An 18,166-nucleotide genomic window follows, 5' to 3' on the forward strand; every position below is an offset into this window, starting at 1 on the left:
TTTCTTTATTCAAGCTTTTTTTCTTCCAAGCTCTCCGTCACGGAGTTATCGATAAGCGTTTGGATAATTCCGTCGGCTAATCCGACCCTCGGAACGATAATCTGCCGCAACCGACCCGCTTTCATCAGTGTCAGGAAAATTTCACACGCGGGGATAATCACATCGGCACGGTCGTGATTCAATCCGAGAACATTGATGCGATCTTTCAACGAAAAAGAGTTCAGGTACTGGTACAACGATTTCAGCTTAGTGAATGAAATGGGCTTGTCTTCTTTGTTGTTGTTCGCTAGTCTCGACAGTTTATTGATATTGCCCCCGGTACCGATACCATACACGGCCTTGAATTCCTTCGTATGGGTCTTCACCCACGTCCGCATCTCATCCCATGTCTCCTCACGGTCTTGGTTATCCAGTATACGGATTGTCCCGACGTTGAATGATGCCGAAGCAACCAGCTTGGAATCAGCAAATACCGATAGCTCTGTACTACCTCCTCCCACATCGATATACAGGTATGCTTTATTGTTGTTGAGGTGTTGTTCAATACGACTGTTGTAGATAATCCTGGCCTCTTCCCTTCCATCGATAATTTTCAGGTCTATACCTGCACCATTGATGACGTCCAATAGCGAGGCGCCGTTGACTGCCTCTCGCATAGCAGATGTCGCGCAAGCCATGTATTTGCTCACCTTGTAAACGTCCATCAAATTCCGGAATGCGGCCATCGTTTTCACCAAGTCCTCCGCTTTCGGTTCGGAAATGCGCCTGTCGATGAACGCGTCATCGCCCAATCTCAAAGGCACCCGTACCAGCGTGTTTTTTTTAAACGATATGACGTCGTCGTTCCGGATAATGTCGGCTATTAAAAGCCGAACTGCGTTAGATCCAATGTCTATTGCTGCGTATCTCACTTTTCTGTCAAGATTTATATTTAAGGTAATTATAGATATCCTCTTGCGCCCGGTGCTTGATCTTGCTTTTCACACCGATATAGCGGTTATTGTTCGACTGGTTGATTTCCCTGGCTTTAGTATTATCCCGCAATTGGATATTGATGATATCCCGGATTTCTTTCCTAATCTGTACATCCACAATCGGGAAAGCAACCTCTACCCTGCGGTCGATATTGCGTGTCATCAAATCGGCCGACGACAGGTAAATCAGCTCATCGCCACCATTGCCGAAAATCCAAACCCGCGCGTGCTCCAGATAGCGGTCCACGATGCTCCTCACCGTTATCCTTTCGCTGAAACCTGCCTGCCCCGGCACCAAACAGCACATCCCCCGTACGATAAGTTGAATGGTTACGCCGGCATTGCTGGCGTCATAGAGCTTCTGTATCATCTCCTCATCCGACAGGCTGTTCATCTTCAGGATCATGTATGCTTTTTTTCCCGACTTGGCCACTTCTATCTCGTTGGCAATGAGCTGATACAACCGGGGGCGTGTCCCCAGGGGTGAGGCAATAATCGATTTGTAATCGCGGTGAAAAACCTGCTTCTCCAGACCTTTGAAAAGACGCTTCAAGTCTCTGGTAATTGCAGGGTCTACCGTAAACAGGCTATGGTCGCAATAACTTTTCGCCGTCTTCTCGTTGAAATTGCCCGTGGCAAGATTCGCGTAATACGCCAATCCGCCTTTTTCGCGGCGCGTAACCAGGCACACCTTAGCGTGTACCTTATATTGCACGACACCGATATTGACGTTAACCCCTCCGTCCTCCAATTTATTGCGCCAGTATATATTTGCTTCCTCATCAAACCGGGCCTTCAATTCAAGTAAGCAATTAACCTTTTTGCCATTTTGCGCAGCGTTAATCAATGCGTTGATCACGCTCGAGTTCTCGGCCAACCGATAAAGGCAGATATTGATTTCCTGCACCTTGGGATCGATGGCCGCCTCTCGGAGAAAGTGTACGATATAATCGAACGACTGGTACGGTAGACTGACCAAGTAGTCTCGCTGTGCCATTTGGCTGAATATACTCCGGCCAAGGTCCATGTTATTGACCCGCAATTGGGACACTGGAGGATATTCCAACTCCGATCCGCCAACATTAGGGAAATCGATGAAATCTTTAAAGTTATGGTACCGTCCGCCGGGTATTAATGCATCCGGGTCCAGCTGCATCCGGCTAACCAAATAATTCAGTGTATCGATCGGGATATCGCTGTCATACAACAACCGCATGGGCCGTCCTTTATCCCTGCGTTGTAAACTATGCATGAGTGCGTCGACGAACTTTTCACTCATATTAGGATCGATATCCAACTCGGCATCACGCGTAAGCTGTATGCTGTGGGCTTCGATGGTATCGTACTCAAAAATAAAGAAAAGATCGTCTAGGCAATACCTGATAATGTCGTCTAGCAGGATAATGAACTTCAGTCCATTATTTTCGGGCAGGATGAGAAAGCGAGAAATAATCGGGCTGGGTATCTCTACCAACGCATGCTTTACCTTTTTCCGGAACGTCAACTTAACGATGAAGTAGATATGTCTGTCCTTAAGCTCCGGAAACGGGGTTGTCGGATCCGCTCCTTCCAACATAATGGGTACCAATGCGGGGAGTATCTGGCGCCTGAAATAATCACGCACATACGCACCCCTACCTACATTCAGCTGCTGCTCATTGATGATAAATATTTTCTGCGCCTCAAGCTCTTTGATGATTTCCTGTTCATAAAGATAATCGAAACGCTTTTCGAGGCGGACTACCGTATTTTTGATTTCATTTAGGATTTTCTTGGGATTGAACCCAAGCATGGTCTTGGCTTTGTTGTTGATATCTACCAACCGGTTGAGCGTGGCCACCCTCACCCGATAAAACTCATCCAGATTGGACGAGAAAATCGCCAAAAACCGAAGCCGTTCAACAAGCGGCACCGTTTTGTCAGAAGCTTCCTGCAGCACCCGCTCGTTAAAATACAACCAGCTTATCTCACGATTTATAAGGGGATATTTATGCTTCACTACTGCTATCATGGGCCGCCATAAGTTACACACGGCCAATAATAACAATGCAACGTTTCGTTAAGGTTAAGTGCGAGTTAATTCACCATAACCAAACCTTGTATTGAATCCGGTCGCAACTTACAACCGCGTGGAACGAATACTCTGTAATACCATAATATCAACCATTCCAGGCCTGCTGTTCGAGGATTTCCAACTGCCAACGTATTTCCTCTTCTTTCACTGGGAAAGGCTCATCCAATCGTATCTGCGCATACACTGCATTAAACAGGTCATTATAGTCACCCTTGAGTGCCTCGCTGTAATGTATCTCCCGGTCACCATTGGGTTTCATCAGTGTAATCAACCCCTCCTTGCCTGGAGGCTCTATACCATAATCGGCGGCTTTCGGCGACATGCCCGCCTGCAGCTGGTCTTCTTGCACATCTGCCCTTACTTTCTGGAACGACCCCTTGGTGCCATGCAGCACGAAAGCAGGCAGCGGGTTGGCAACCAACAAACTCGCATGCACAAAAACCGTCAGCCCCTTAGCGTAGCTGAGCACGAGTGTAGCAAAATCGTCTACCTCGGAACCTTCCCTATGGGCAGCGACAATCTTGATGCTTTTTTTGGGTTTGCCGAATAATGCGATTACCTGATCAAGGAGGTGCGGACCCAAATCGTACAGCACACCGCTTGCCGGGATGGGGAGTTCTTTAAAAATCTTAGGGCCTTTCTCCGGACGGTACCGGTCAAACCTGACGTGCAGCTCGATGGGTTCCCCAACCGTCTTCCGCTCCACTACCTGCTTAAGCAACTTAAAATCGCTATCCCACCGCCTGTTTTGAAAAACCATGACGTACTTACCCACTTTCCTGCTCAAGTCAAATATCTCCTGTGCTTCTTTGCTGGTAGGAGCAAAAGGTTTCTCCACCAAAATATGCTTGCCGGCATTCAAGGCCTGCTTAGCAAATTCTACGTGGGTATTATTCGGCGTGTTGACGATAACAAGCTCGATGGCCTCATCATTCAGCAAATCATCCACCGAGTCATAGCTGATGATATCAGGATAACGTTGCTGTGCACGTTTCTCACTCCGCTCAACGACAGCACGCAATTCAAACCGCGTTTTCTGGCTCATGAACGGTGCATGGAACACGCGCCCCGACATCCCGTATGACAATATACCTGTGATTATACTCTTCTTCGGCATCGCTGATCTGATTTATATCAATGATGGGCGCTGTGGTCTTGCTGCCCACCGGCAGCTGCAAAAACAGCTTTCACAGCAGGCAACTTTTCCTCGACATAATCCTGAAGCTGCTTACTCGTATTACGGCTTACACGGCTAAATTGATCGATAATGGCCGCCTGCTCGTGCTGGACATGCGCGATGTATGCCGCGTTGTCAAACGTTCCCAGCGTATCGGACTCGAAATGATCGGCTGCGGCGAACTGTGCCGTACCGGGATGGGGCAGTAAAACAAAGAAGTCTGCAGCAAGATCTTCCAGCTCAGCGGCTATCGGCTCGTATGTTTCAATGACCTTTGCAGCCAAATCCTTAGCTTGGGCAGAAGCGGCGCCTGCTTGCACATACTGTGCTAACTGCGTCTCGAACTGGGCTTTTTCATGTACCGTTTTAAAAAAAACAAACCCTTCTGTGTCAACTTTAGTCTCGTCATTATAAAGGGTGCTCCTGCTTACCTGTTCGCCGGAGGGCCTCGCACAAGAACCCAAAACCAACACCGCTAGTGATGCGGCAGCTAAAAAGTTATTTTTTGCGTTCATTCAAATAATTGTTTTCGTTGCAACAAACTTAGCGAAAATTGCGTTACACATCAAAAATATTGTGATTATCGGTAAGAGCTAGGCCAGGTTCCGCCCGGCATTCACCACCCCATAGATGGTACGGGTAATCAATTTTGAAAACACTTCGCTCTCGCTCTCACTCAAATTACCCGCCCTCAGTTTACGGATGGCATAATGCTGGATAATCAACAACGGCAACACGATCTTCTCCCGTATTGCAATTGACTCGCGCTCCACGGGATAATTCTCCATCAGCACGGAGGTGTCACTAAGTTTCAGCACGTACTTGGTGGTCCGTTCAAACTCATCGCGCATCTTCCTCCAAAAATCGCCATAGACTTCATCGTCTTGGATATATGACGTCAAATCAAAATTTGACTTCGACATCGACATCATGCAGTTGTCGATAATGGTCTGAAACATCCGCGATGTTTCGTAAAGTTCTTTCACCTGCTCCCATTTGCCAGCCTTTTCGACTTCTTCCAATGCAGTGCCCACTCCGTAAAACCCGGGGATGTTCTGCTTCAGTTGGCTCCATGACGTCACGAAACTAATGGCACGCAAATCTTCCAGGCGCAACTCCCTATCCGAGTTCCGTTTTACCGGCCTACTGCTGATATTGATCTGCGACAGGAATTTGAGCGGGCTCAACCGTTCGAGGTACTTGAGAAACAGCGGGTCGTGGCGTAGTGCCAGGAATTGATCGTGGCTTATTTGCGCCATGTATTCAATCAATTCCTTTTTCTCAGCAGATAGCGTATCGCCGCTCTGCTGCTCGAGATGCGACGTGAGCCCGGCGTGCATCAACTGCTCAATGTTATACTGCGCGGTATCTAACGACCCATATTGGCTACTGATTGTTTGGCCCTGGATGGTCAACTGGATGTGGTCGTTCGCAATTTCTTTACCCATGGAGGCGTAGAAGCGCTGTGTTTTTCCTCCGCCCCGGGCTGGGGGCCCACCCCGGCCATCGAAAAACACCAAGTCGATGTCATATTTCCGTGCCATAGCGGTAAGCTCTATTTTGGCTTTATAAATCGACCAGTTCGCCATGAGGTAACCGCCGTCTTTCGTGCTGTCCGAGAAGCCCAGCATGATGGTCTGCTTATTACCGCGCCGCTTAAGGTGCGAGGCATATACACTATGCTTGTACAGGGTTTCCATCACGTCTGCCGCGCGCTTGAGGTCGTCAACCGTTTCAAAGAGCGGCACGAAATCAATATACAATGCGTCCTTCCGCCATCCGCTCCATAAAAAGAGCTCCATCAGTTCCAGCATATCGGATGCCTGTTGGCAATTGCTGATAATAAACCGCTGCGCGGCCCGTTCGCCGCCCGAACGTTGGATATCTTTGATAAGCCGTATTACCTGCAACGTATCGGCCACCAGGGCAGGTGCTTCTTCGCCAACGGATAAGTCATGTTCCACAAACGTCATATCCTCTTGTTTACCGTCTTCATCAAGCTTGTCGAAGTCAGCAGCCATCGCCAATTTACCCGCATGTGCCTCTCGCAGGTAGGCGTGGGTTTGCCGAAGGACACTGCTATCCTGCCTGAGGTCAAGCGTAGCGAAAAAGCAACCGAATGTCCGCACCTTGCGCAACAAATCATCCACCAGTTCCACGAACAGACCGTCGTGATAATCGTTCAGCACCCGCTTAATCTCCTTAAGGTTATGGATGATTACCGGCTTCACATTGTCGGGATTCTCGGGCGGATTAAAGCTATTTTCGTAAATCAAATCCTGAAGAGCATCCATGTATTTCTCAACGCCCTTAAACGTAAGGCGCCGTTTGAGTGTCCGGAAATCACGGTAATAACACCTGAACAGCACGGTGCGGAGCAATAGCGCAACACGTTTAGTGCTTTCCACGGTAACGTTGGGATTTCCATCACGATCACCACCGGGCCAGAACCCCAGTTCGACCAATTGGCTTCCCTCATCCACCGAGAGATCGAACTCATCGTCGAATTTTGACTGTATAGCTGAAGCTACATGGTAAAAAACATTTTCGAGAAACCAAGCCAGACTCACCGCCTCATCTACCGGCGTCGGCTTGTTCTTATTCAAAAAGGGCGTCTTACCCAACTGCTGCAGCAAGAGGTGGATGTTATGGATATCGTTTTTCTTCAATGCTTCTGTCAGATCGGTAATGATTGCCAATACCGGTCCGGGATAGAATTGTGTGGGATGGGCTGTAAGCACCAGCCGCACCGAAAAATCGTTCAATTTCTCTATCAGTTTGGCCCGGAGTTCTTTGTTGGTTTCCGTTTCCTTAAATACAGAATCCAACAGGCCCGCTTCGTCAGAGCGCCCTGTTTTTTTGAACGCCGCATCCTCAATGGCGTCGAAAAGCACCACCTGCCGCTCGATATACTGAATGATCCTGAACAGCAGGTCTATTCGGTCTGACTCTCGGACATATTGCGCATATTGCCCAAAAAAGCTCTCAATAATAGCCTCGGGGTTTAACTTATCGGCAACGCCGCGTTCACAATGCGTGGTAAAGAAAGGCAGCAGCGTCCCCGTATGTTTCACCTGGTAAAATGGCAGCGTCATAAACAGGCTGTTGAACAACTCGAAACGGGTGAGCACTTCGCTTTCGAAGACTGCTTGTTTTTTACTTAAATTCATACGAAAATAATTATTGATTATATCGTTTACTTTTCCATTCAACCGTACCGGCAGTTGCCTGACACCAATCTGAAAACGGATAAAAACGAATATAGGGAATGTTGACCAATACCTCCGCGGTTTTCGGGCTCCTCATATATCAAAAGCTAACCAAACGGCCAAATATATAAATAATCACCCAACAATCAGCTTGTTTTATTGCAAAAACACCAAAAAAATCAGACACAAAATAAAAAAAAGACAATTAACCCTTTCCATCATTTTTCTTAATAACAGAAGCTTGAATGTCGTCCTTTTATCACAATCCTTTTACTTACCTTTGCGCTTACCATCCTTCTGTGCATGAGTAAGGCCAAAGATATCCAGAATTTTTTTTACAGCCAGTATTTCTCTGACGGCCTGCGAATCACCTTTGGCACCATTGTACCTGCGTTGGTTTTTTCAGCGTTTGGCAATCTCCAAACCGGTATCATCGTTTCTTTGGGCGCAATGGCAGTCGGTTTGTCAGATAGCCCGGGGCCGGTGCATCATCGGCGTAATGGCATGCTTTTCTGTACCCTGTCGGTTTCGGTTGCCGCCATTGTCACCACCCTTGTCAACGGCGTCCCTGCACTCCTGGCCATCACCCTGATGGCACTATCTTTCCTGTTTTCCATGTTTTCGGTGTATGGCGCCCGCGCATCATCGGTGGGTACCATGGCGATCTTGGTCATGGTGCTCAGCATCGGAGCCGCCGACGACCCGTCATTGAATATCTTCAGCCATCTGCTCTATATCCTTATCGGCTGTGTGTGGTATATGCTATTGAGCCTTTCATTACATCAGGTGAGGCCATACCGCCAAGCCCAGCAGGAGCTTGCGGAATCGATTTTAAATGTAGCTGATTACATCCGAATCAAAGCCAACTTCTACACGGTTGATGTCGACTTCGAAAAGAATTACCGCACGTTGATCGACCAGCAAATCACCGTAAGCACCCACCAAGATAATGTCCGCGACCAGCTGTTCAGGGGCAAGCGCAAAATTAAAGACACCACCGAAATCGGCCGGCTGCTCATCCTCATCTTTTCCGATATCATCGATCTTTTCGAGCAGAGCATGGCCACGCATTACGATTATGATTCGATTAGGGAGCAATTTGGTTCCACGGGCGTATTGCAGCAATTCCACATCACCATCCGCCGAGTCGGCAACGAGCTCGAGCACCTGTCTTATCAAATCAACGCCAACAAAAAGCCAAAGGCATTATACAACTTCAAAACGGACTTAGAGCGGATACGTTCGGCTATAGACACCATAGAAAAAACCCAGCAACTCAATGTATTGCCGCTCCGGAAAATACTCATCAACATCCGTAACCTGGTACAGCGCATCAACTCGTTGTATAGCTATTTCGACCTGAAAGCAAAAAACTCCGTACGCCGGGAAGAAACCGACCTCAGCAAGTTCATCGAGCACAAAGAAATCGATTTCAAAAAACTACGGGAGAACCTTACGCTCAAATCGACCCTGTTCAGGCATTCGCTCCGCATGGCAATTGTGATGGGAATCGGCTACTTGGTATCGTTGACTTTTGATGTGGGCACCCACAGTTATTGGATATTGATGACCATCATGGTTATTCTAAAACCCGGTTTCAGCCTCACGAAAGAGCGCAACTTCCAGCGGCTCATCGGCACCATCATCGGTGGTATAGCCGGGGCCATCCTCCTACTTGTGGTCAACGATGAGACATTGTTATTTGTCCTTCTTTTACTCTTTATGATGGCCACCTACAGCCTCATGCGCATCAACTACGTGGTCAGCGTCATGTTCATGACGCCCTATGTACTCATCCTCTTCAGTTTCCTGGGTGTGGACACGTTCGTGATCCTCCAGGAACGGATTATCGACACCTTGATCGGATCAGGTCTGGCATTCCTTTCGTCCTATATTATATTACCCAGTTGGGAGAGTGTTCAGGTATACGGCACCATGCGCAAACTGCTCATCGCCAATTACTGGTATGTTGGCCAAGCCTTAAAAATTATCGCGGGGCGTCCACCAAGCATCACCGAATATAAGCTGGCACGCAAAGATGTATACGTCACAACCGCCAACATGGCGTCTGCCTTCCAGCGAATGATCACCGAACCTAAGAGCAAGCAAAAAGATGCGCGGGATGTAAATAGGTTTGTTGTGTTCAACCATATCCTTTCCTCCTACTCGGTTACGCTCTTGAACAATGTACAAGGGGCTTCGGAAACATCACTGACGGGCGAACAAATCAAACTGATCCGGAAAACCCTATCGTTGCTCGCCCAATGCATCCGCCTTTTTGATGACGACATCGAAGAAGATGATAAGGCATTTGAGGAAATTGATGTTGAAACCCCGCCAGACATCGATGACAACAACATCGATTCGGAGGAATTAAGATTGATTACCGATCAGCTCCAGTTTCTCAAGCGTATCGCCACCGACCTGCACAAAGTGTGCAGTGATTTGAGGAAACAACCACGGAGGCGCTAACGGATGATCGTCGGTTACCACGGGGCACCACATGTTGTTTTTAGCTTTTGTGTCACTTATCTTTGCAGCGGGTGAAGCTTGCATGAATCGCCACTAACGAAAGTAACAGCATATCCATGTGAGCCTCATTGCCATTGAAAGAACAAATTACGCTAATGAAAATACCCACAGCGCATTTCGACGTGCTCATCATCGGCGGCGGGCCCATTGGGCTGGCTTGCGGCATAGCCGCCAAAGCAGCAGGGCTCTCCTACCTCATCGTAGAGCGGGGCTGCTTGGTCAATTCGTTGTACCGCTACCCCCAAAATATGACATTTTTCTCTACTTCAGAGCGGCTGGAGATAGGTGATGTCCCTTTCGTATCGACAAGCCCGAAGCCGAAGCGGGCCGAGGCACTCGAATATTACCGGCGCGTGCAGCAGCAATTCGAGCTGAACATCCACTTGTTTGAAGAAGTAACCATGGTAGACAAACAAGAAGATGGTTTTCTCATCAGCACGTCGAAGTCGGTCTATACTGGCCAGCACGTCATCGTTGCCACTGGTTTTTACGACATCCCCTGCCTGCTGGATATTGCCGGCGAGGAACTCCCCAAGGTAAGCCACTACTACAACGACCCGCACTATTACGCGGGGCAAAAAGTGGTGGTGGTCGGTGCCAGCAATTCATCTGTCGACGCCGCGCTGGAGACCTACCGCAAAGGTGCCGACGTAACCCTTGTGGTGCGCGGCGACCAAATCGGTACGCGGGTAAAATATTGGGTACGCCCCGATATCGAAAACCGCATTGCCAACGGAGAAATCCGGGCACTTTTCAACAGCGAGCTAACCGAAATCCGACCGGCCGAAGTCGACATCATGACACCGGATGGTCCGATTACAATAGCAAACGATTTCGTCCTGGCGCTGACAGGCTACCAGCCTGACTTCAGGTTTTTAGAAAAAATAGGAATTTCCCTGGCTTCTGACCCCTCGAAAGAACCTTACCATAACCCCGAGACGATGGAAACCAATATTCCAGGGCTTTTCCTGGCGGGAGTAGTGTGCGGCGGTATGAACACCCACCTATGGTTCATAGAAAACTCGAGGATACACGCACAGCAGATTGTTAACCGGATTTTGCAGGCCAATAGCATGCGGGCGGAACTCCGCAGTTAACGGGCTGCCGGTTTCAGCCCATTCAGGAAAACGGCGGCCATCTTCTTTTGGAGCACCAATATCCGATCGAACTCCTCTTCGGTAGGGAATAACATGCCTTTTACATCTTTCAGTATACTGAACCGCATACCCACCAATGCAAACAACAGGATTTCGGTAGTTTCGACTATATCATCCACCTGTAGCTGCCCGGTATCGATTCCCTTCTGAAGTATCCTCGCCAGGATGCTCCGCTCCTTTTCTTTAGAGTCGTTCAGTACATGCGCCATCACATCAGGAACCTGCTGCACGGCCGAAATAGAGTATTCCAGCAGGGTATAGTAGCGGGTCACGAATTCGATCCGCTTGTCCAACACGAACATCATCGCCGCATGGCAATCGTCAATCCCAGCCAGGGCGTCATCCATCTCTTCAACCGATTTATTAATCACATACTCCAACACAGCGGCGTACAAGCTGTTTTTGTCTGGAAAGTAATAATACAACAATGCTTTGGAAAAAGACAAGTCGCGTGCAATCTCAGCCATCGTGGTTTTGGCCAATCCGAAATGTGCGAATCGGCGCGTAGCTGCCTCCAATATCCGCGTGCGCTTTTTGTCTGCATTCATCATGATGCAATCAACTTAGTTGTGCTGTCAGGTCAATCTGTTATCTTTGAGCGTTCAGCAATGGACAATAGTCCCTACCAAACGCTATGTTAAAGGTAGTCATTATTTTGAATAGTTGGGCATATCAGTCAGATTTTATGGAATTATCGATCAAAGAACACTTCCCACTCAAAAAACACAACACGTTCGGTGTAGAGGCCTACGCGAAACAATACGTCGAAATACACTCGGAAGAAGCCCTTATCCGGCTTTTCACCGAGTACCAGGCCGTCACCCGCCAGCCTATATTGGTATTGGGTGGGGGCAGCAACATGCTGTTCACGAAAGATTTTGACGGGTTGGTCATCCACATCCACATCCCCGGCATCCGCCACACGGTAACCGGCAATGCGGCGTTGGTCACCGCCGGAGCTGGTGTTGTTTGGAATAAGCTGGTATGGTATTGTGTAGACCACCGGTTTGCAGGCATTGAAAACCTGGCACTCATACCAGGTACCGTTGGGGCTGCACCTATCCAAAACATAGGCGCCTATGGTGTTGAGCTAAAAGACGTGTTTGTAAATTGCCGCGTTTTCGATACACAACGTGGGGAAATCACCACATTCGACAAGGAAGCTTGCCGGTTTTCGTATCGCGAGAGCTATTTCAAGCGGGAAGCGAAGGGCAGGTATATCATCACGGAGGTTACCCTGCAGCTTTCGCTCGAACCCGAAATCAACACCTCTTATGGTGCTATTTCTTCCGAACTGCAAAAACGCGGCATCATCGACCCTACTATTGCAGACATCGCCACCGTGGTCTCGTCTATCCGTACCGACAAGCTGCCCGACCCGTCCACCATCGGCAATTCAGGCAGCTTTTTTAAGAACCCTATCGTACCCGTAGAGCATTTAAGGCAGTTACAGTCTTCTTTTCCAGACAGGGATTTCGTGTTTTATCCTGCCGGGCCAGATCATGTCAAAATTGCGGCGGGGTGGCTGATTGAACAGTGCGGCTGGAAGGGCAAGCGCGTGGGCGATGCGGGTACCTGGAAAAACCAAGCACTCGTTTTGGTAAACCATAAAAATGCTTCCGGCCCAGCTATTTATGAGCTTTCCGAACAGATCATTGCCGACGTCCGATCGCAATTCGGCATCACGCTGGAACGAGAAGTAAATATTTTATGAAATAATTGAAATATAATTGTAAATTAGCCTTATAACGCGTAGGTATACCATCCAATTAGCACGATACTTGCAGTAACTAGCACGGCACTAAGTAGACCGAAGTAAAACGTCAGGTTTTCCCAATAAGCATTGCGACAGCTTATCGGTATCATAAAATTGTTTAACACGGAGATTCGGGCCCGCTGCCCGAGACCCCTTAAACCGTAAGAAAATGACGAGATTTGAGTTCAACACACTAGTGGTGCAACACGCAGAATCATTAAGAGGCTATGCTTTGCATTTCACGCGAGACGATGAAGACGCCAACGATTTGGTTCAAGACACCATGTTAAAGGCCGTAACCTATCATGGCAAATTCAAAGAGGGCACGAATCTGAAGGGGTGGTTGTACACCATCATGAAAAACACCTTCATCAACAACTACCGCCGTTTTGTAAAAACCAGTGGCCTTGTTTCCCAATCCGATGAGATTTCCAGTGCGCACCTGGCTTACAGTGCGGCCACCAACGCCGGGGAAAACAAGTTCGTGATGGAGGACATCAAGGAGGCGATGGCCAGCTTATCTGACGACTACTACGTGCCGTTCAGCATGTATTTCGAAGGCTACAAATACCATGAAATTTCCGAACACCTCGAAATCCCAATCGGCACGGTGAAAACGCGTATCCATGTGGCAAGGCGCACAATGAAAAAAGCATTGCATGCCTATAAGTATGAGCGGTCTTAGCGGAACTCCGCAAACCGTGTTTAAATTTCGAATTTACTGAGCTCAGTGAAGCGGGATATCCGTTGGTTTATCAGCTCATTATCCAGCTCACGGAGCCGTTCGGTCCCGAATTTCTCTACACAGAACGAGGCGAGGGCCGAGCCAAAAATCACCGCATTTTTCATATTGTTGAAATTCACCGTTCCTACCCGTGCCAGGTAGCCCACGAAACCACCGGCAAACGCATCGCCGGCCCCCGTGGGGTCGTAGACCTCGGCGAGCGGAAGGGCGGGTGCCGCAAAAACCCGGTCATCGCCAAATAGCAGGGCGCCATGCTCTCCTTTTTTTATTATCAGGTACCGGGGGCCAAGTTCCAATATCTTTTCAGCGGCTTTCACCAATGAGTACTCACCCGATAGCTGCCGCGCTTCCGCATCGTTGATGGTAAGCACATCCACACGTTTCAGCACACGGAGCAAATCATCCAATGCAATATCCATCCAGAAGTTCATGGTATCCAATACCACGAGTCTGGGCTTACGCTGCAGGCGGTCGAGCGTGGTCAACTGCACCTGTGGTGTCAAGTTACCCAGCAGCAGGTATTCGCAATCCTGGTAACTGTCTGGCACAACCGGGTCGAAATCGGCCAGCACGTTCAACTCGGTCACCAATGTATCGCGGCTGTTCATATCGTTGTGGTACTTGCCCGACCAAAAGAAAGATTTCTCCCCTTGCTTTACCTGCACCCCGTGCAGATCGATCCCTTTGGACCGCAAGATGCCCAGGTTATCCTCACCGAAATCTTCGCCGACAACCCCAATCAATTTTACGCGGTCATATAAATAGGCCGCAGCCAGCCCGGCAAAGGTCGCGGCCCCGCCGACTATCTTATCTGTTTTCCCAAAGGGGGTTTCTATTGCGTCGTATGCAATGGTTCCGATAATGACTAAACTCATTGTATTTATGTTCAATTTGGCCGCAAAGGTATAGGTTTACATCCGCAATTGGAACACGACGGCTATAAATATGAAGCGTACACCAAAGTCGAATTAACAAAAAGATAACACTGATGTCCTATCTTTAACGCAGTTTGACACATAACATTAGCGATGAAAGCAGCTATATACACACAATACGGCCCTCCGGAAGTGGTATCGGTAGTGGAGACCGAAAAACCACTGCCTGCCCCCGGAGAAGTGCTCATAAAGATCCATGTCGCCACAGTAAACCGTACAGATTGCGGATTCCGGAGCGCCGAATATTTCATTAGCAGGCTCTGGAGCGGGCTTATAAAGCCGCACACCAAAATCCTCGGCAACGAATTTGCCGGTGAAATCGTTGCCGTGGGCGAAGAGGTTACCCGGTTCCGCGTTGGCGACAGGGTATTCGGTTACGACGACAGCCGCTTTGGCGGACACGCCGAGTACAAGGTTGTCGCCGAAGACGGCACCCTGTCTACCATCCCCCATCACTTAGCCTACCATGAAGTTGCAGCGGCCACCGAGGGAGCCCATTATGCCCTCTCCAATATCCGTGCGGCAAAAGTAAAGGCAGGCTACCACGTACTTGTAAATGGTGCAACGGGCGCTATCGGCTCAGCCGCCGTGCAGATCCTCCGTTATCTTGGCGCACATATCACCGCGGTATGTGCCGCGCCGCATGCCGATCTCGTAAACGGCTTGGGGGCCGACCGCGTTATAGACTATCTCTCCGATGATTTCACCCGGACCGACCAGAAGTTTGATTTCATATTCGATGCCGTGGGGAAGAGCTCATTCGGACGATGCAAACCCTTGCTTAAAAAAAGTGGGATATATGTCTCCACCGAGCTAGGAAAAAACGGTGAGAATATCCCCCTGGCACTGCTAACCCCACTTCTCGGCGGCCGAAAAGCCATTTTCCCCATCCCCAGGTTTACCGGGGATGACATGCAGTTCCTCACGGAACTATTAGCCGGCGGCGACCTCAGGCCGCTGATCGATCGGTATTATACGTTGGACCAAATCGTGGATGCTTATCGTTACGTGGAAACGGGACAGAAAATCGGCAATGTGCTTATTAATATGACCGGGTAATACAGAAGATTACATATCGATAGCTGTTCCGGTAGGCATAACTATTGACAGCTAAGTGATTGCGTTATTTTTGAAATATTTTTTGTATATTCGGGGGAAAGTTCCGAATATTGCAGTCCCGAAAACGGGGTATACCAGCTACAACACTCCTGAATAGCTCAGCTGGTTAGAGCATCTGACTGTTAATCAGAGGGTCGCTGGTTCGAGCCCAGCTTCAGGAGCCAATTAAAAAAGCTGTTTTTCTTATCGAAAAACGGCTTTTTTGCTTTTTAAGCGAAGATTGGAGACATCTTTGTTTGACCGATCGGGTTCTCCGAAATGGGGATCAAATATCAAAACCGGTGCATTATCCATTTGCAATTCTAAATCCCAGATCATCTATCTGGAATGATACTGGATGGCAGGGTGTCGCCATGACGCTCCGCTACTCCCTTATTCTCTAACTTTCATGTGAGCTACAAGTTCGTGGAAATATTTGGAACTCCAAATCTCAAGTACATCCTGATTTTTGATAAAACGCCTAATGTCATCCTTAACATACTGTATATTTACAGCATCAATTCTTTTAGCCAACAAATCCCTAAACTCGACTTCCGTTATCGTATCGCTGTTCCAGTCACCGCTATCTATTGCCCTTACAACGAAATGACGGAGATTTAGGGGAACTCCCTTTTTTATATACCATTCCATATCATACCAATCCCGACCCTTCACGTTTTTCCCCCATTTCCGAAAGAGTAGCGCATGCATTTTTCCCGCAAACAAATCCGGGAGAGCGAAACATTTCACATAAAAAGAAAAAGGTCGCAATAGCAGTTTTTCTTCCGTTTCAAAGCCTAAAGGAGGTTTTGTATCAACTTCTATCTTGACTTTGATATTGGCAACCCTGTTTATTCCCTGTTGGGGAATGATGCCTTCTAGAACCAACTCTTTCCAAAGCGTTTCAGACTTTAAGAATGTCGATTCGATATTACTTTTAGCAGCTTTCTTCTTTTCTCTGACCGACACTTTCATTCCCAATGATTCAAATTCATGGACGATGGCATCTTGATACTTACCGAGATCGAATTCTGGATCAGGGCTCAACAATGAAAAGTCCAAATCTTCTGAAAATCGATCCAGACCGTAAAATATCCTTAACGCTGTTCCCCCATAAAAAGCCGCCTTTTCAAAGAAAGCGGTACGATAAAGACCTGCAAGTGCAATCTCCTGCATGATCTCCCTCAATGCATCCTTCGCGTCCTGTTCGTTTGCCGGCTTGTAGCTATCCAACCATTCTTTTATCATAATTGCTCGATCATTTTAACAACCATCCCTAAACTATCTCTTTTCGGTGCATCGGGAAGCCACTCCTGTATCGCGTTAGTATCCAATTCTTTTAGTGCAGATTCATCGATCCGCATGTCGTCGACAAGATAGTCATAGGCATTGCGGACACTTCTCAATATCAAGCCCGATGTCGTCACGATCTTGTCGCATAATGCCTTTTCTCGAGAAGCCACAATAGCATACTGATTTGACGGAAGCTGAAGCATATTTAAGCCAAAGGAGTAATAAGGCAACGGGAGCCGGGTGTAGGTGAACCGCCCCACTGCTGTTTTAAAAGACCGTGGCGCCTTTGTCGTCATGGACGCTGTTTCATAAACACGTTCGGGTATCAGCCCATAAAAAGATAGAGCCGTTTCCACAGATACGTAACTCGGTCCCAACAGGTGGTTCGCTATCAAAAAAGTGTCCGGCTTTGTCTCCGAAATCGAGGGACCTGCAATATATAATCCTTTTTTTAGCGGTTCCAAAATGCCCTGTGCCTTTAACCCTAAGATTTTGTCATTTGGTCGCTTGTACCCCTTTAACCACGACATCAATAGTTGATGAGGCAGTAACTGATCAGCATGAGAACCTATAATCCGATTGATCTCCATATGCAAATGTAAAAAAACAACAAGATAAACGGAAAATATTCGTTTATCTTGGCTTGTAAATACAGCAATTTTTTAACCTCCCACTTGAAGGAGATACAAGTCGAGCGGAGCTATCGCCGATATTAACAGACAGGAGCGAAATTAAAAAGCAGTTTTTCGATAAGAGAAGCTGCTTCTGTCTTTTCAGGGCTATTTTAGAACCACTTGCCCTGCACTGTTAGCGCCAAGGTGTTTGAACATCACAGAAACTCACAACTCCTTTTTTACCACCAGTTTGTCACATCAAAATGCTCGCAGTATTATGGTGTTGGTGAATTTTGAATGTTGCATCGGAATACGTAAATTTGAGAAAAGAACAATTGTCATGGTAATAGAAGAAATACTACCAAGTGGAAAATTCACACAAGCTCAATTGGAATTGCTTAGAATGTTTTCCAAGCAATATCCCGACAATGTGTGGGTGGAGGTAAAGGATATGCTTTCAAAATATTTTATGGAGAAAGCGTCTGACGAAATGGATAACCTGTTTGAGAAAAAAGGTTGGGGCAACGAGAAAATAAAGGAGTGGGCTTCGGAACACAGGGAGTGTAAAACAAACTGTGTCAGGGGTTGAACATCGGCCCCGC

The 18,166-nt window shown here is 47.9% G+C and carries 15 protein-coding genes and 1 tRNA gene; 7 read left to right on the plus strand and 9 right to left on the minus strand.

Going from position 1 to position 18,166, the window contains the following annotated elements; translation table 11 throughout:
• Positions 1–5: 5 nt before the first annotated feature.
• From NGM62_RS04100 to NGM62_RS04120, 5 genes are all read right to left on the minus strand, one after another.
• Positions 6–911 (minus strand): Ppx/GppA phosphatase family protein, encoded by a 906-nt coding sequence (locus NGM62_RS04100; RefSeq protein WP_262245975.1) that lies wholly within the window; start codon positions 909–911, stop codon positions 6–8.
• 7 nt (positions 912–918) lie between these two features.
• A complete protein-coding gene (gene ppk1 / locus NGM62_RS04105) occupies positions 919–2,985 on the minus strand; it encodes a polyphosphate kinase 1 (protein WP_262245976.1) in 2,067 nt (688 codons plus the stop codon).
• A gap of 148 nt (positions 2,986–3,133) precedes the next feature.
• The gene (locus NGM62_RS04110) at positions 3,134–4,165 is read right to left on the minus strand and encodes a Gfo/Idh/MocA family oxidoreductase (protein WP_262245978.1); all 1,032 of its coding nucleotides are present in this window, start codon (positions 4,163–4,165) and stop codon (positions 3,134–3,136) included.
• 17 nt (positions 4,166–4,182) lie between these two features.
• Positions 4,183–4,740: a DUF4142 domain-containing protein gene (locus NGM62_RS04115; RefSeq protein WP_262245981.1), complete on the minus strand. Its 558-nt coding sequence runs from the start codon at positions 4,738–4,740 to the stop codon at positions 4,183–4,185.
• Between the two features lie 78 nt (positions 4,741–4,818).
• Positions 4,819–7,395 (minus strand): phosphoenolpyruvate carboxylase, encoded by a 2,577-nt coding sequence (locus tag NGM62_RS04120; protein ID WP_262245982.1) that lies wholly within the window; start codon positions 7,393–7,395, stop codon positions 4,819–4,821.
• A gap of 342 nt (positions 7,396–7,737) precedes the next feature.
• Between NGM62_RS04120 and NGM62_RS04125 the strand changes: the two genes are divergently transcribed.
• Together NGM62_RS04125 and NGM62_RS04130 are read left to right on the plus strand one after the other, a co-directional pair.
• A complete protein-coding gene (locus NGM62_RS04125; RefSeq protein WP_262245983.1) occupies positions 7,738–9,906 on the plus strand; it encodes an FUSC family membrane protein in 2,169 nt (722 codons plus the stop codon).
• A gap of 155 nt (positions 9,907–10,061) precedes the next feature.
• The gene (locus NGM62_RS04130; RefSeq protein ID WP_262245985.1) at positions 10,062–11,063 is read left to right on the plus strand and encodes a YpdA family putative bacillithiol disulfide reductase; all 1,002 of its coding nucleotides are present in this window, start codon (positions 10,062–10,064) and stop codon (positions 11,061–11,063) included.
• On the opposite strand, the gene NGM62_RS04135 is transcribed toward NGM62_RS04130, so the two are convergent.
• On the minus strand, positions 11,060–11,674 hold the full coding sequence (locus tag NGM62_RS04135) for a TetR/AcrR family transcriptional regulator (protein WP_262245986.1): 615 nt from the start codon (positions 11,672–11,674) through the stop codon (positions 11,060–11,062). The genes NGM62_RS04130 and NGM62_RS04135 overlap by 4 nt on opposite strands.
• A gap of 134 nt (positions 11,675–11,808) precedes the next feature.
• Here NGM62_RS04135 and murB point away from each other — a divergent pair, with 134 nt between their 5' ends.
• Both murB and NGM62_RS04145 read left to right on the plus strand, forming a co-directional pair.
• Positions 11,809–12,837 carry a UDP-N-acetylmuramate dehydrogenase gene (murB, locus tag NGM62_RS04140; RefSeq protein WP_262245989.1) on the plus strand — a complete coding sequence of 343 codons (1,029 nt, stop codon included), beginning with the start codon at positions 11,809–11,811 and terminating at the stop codon, positions 12,835–12,837.
• A 211-nt stretch (positions 12,838–13,048) separates the two neighbouring features.
• Entirely contained in the window at positions 13,049–13,564 is a 516-nt protein-coding gene (locus NGM62_RS04145) for an RNA polymerase sigma factor (protein WP_262245990.1), read from the plus strand.
• Between the two features lie 20 nt (positions 13,565–13,584).
• On the opposite strand, the gene NGM62_RS04150 is transcribed toward NGM62_RS04145, so the two are convergent.
• The gene (locus NGM62_RS04150) at positions 13,585–14,499 is read right to left on the minus strand and encodes a PfkB family carbohydrate kinase (RefSeq protein WP_262245991.1); all 915 of its coding nucleotides are present in this window, start codon (positions 14,497–14,499) and stop codon (positions 13,585–13,587) included.
• Positions 14,500–14,652: 153 nt separating this feature from the next.
• Here NGM62_RS04150 and NGM62_RS04155 point away from each other — a divergent pair, with 153 nt between their 5' ends.
• On the plus strand, positions 14,653–15,618 hold the full coding sequence (locus tag NGM62_RS04155; protein WP_262245992.1) for an NAD(P)-dependent alcohol dehydrogenase: 966 nt from the start codon (positions 14,653–14,655) through the stop codon (positions 15,616–15,618).
• A gap of 147 nt (positions 15,619–15,765) precedes the next feature.
• A tRNA-Asn gene (locus tag NGM62_RS04160) sits at positions 15,766–15,842 on the plus strand.
• A gap of 208 nt (positions 15,843–16,050) precedes the next feature.
• On the opposite strand, the gene NGM62_RS04165 is transcribed toward NGM62_RS04160, so the two are convergent.
• Both NGM62_RS04165 and NGM62_RS04170 read right to left on the minus strand, forming a co-directional pair.
• Positions 16,051–16,905: a nucleotidyl transferase AbiEii/AbiGii toxin family protein gene (locus NGM62_RS04165; protein ID WP_262245994.1), complete on the minus strand. Its 855-nt coding sequence runs from the start codon at positions 16,903–16,905 to the stop codon at positions 16,051–16,053.
• Positions 16,902–17,540, minus strand: a complete 639-nt coding sequence (locus NGM62_RS04170; RefSeq protein ID WP_262245996.1) for a type IV toxin-antitoxin system AbiEi family antitoxin domain-containing protein — start codon at positions 17,538–17,540, stop codon at positions 16,902–16,904. Before NGM62_RS04170 ends, NGM62_RS04165 begins: the two co-directional genes overlap by 4 nt.
• 364 nt (positions 17,541–17,904) lie before the next feature.
• Between NGM62_RS04170 and NGM62_RS04175 the strand changes: the two genes are divergently transcribed.
• Positions 17,905–18,153, plus strand: coding sequence for a hypothetical protein (locus tag NGM62_RS04175; protein WP_262245998.1), 249 nt, complete (start codon positions 17,905–17,907; stop codon positions 18,151–18,153).
• Positions 18,154–18,166 lie beyond the last annotated feature (13 nt).

It is taken from the genome of Parapedobacter soli (genome assembly GCF_025460835.1).
In the GTDB taxonomy this organism is placed as follows: domain Bacteria; phylum Bacteroidota; class Bacteroidia; order Sphingobacteriales; family Sphingobacteriaceae; genus Parapedobacter; species Parapedobacter soli.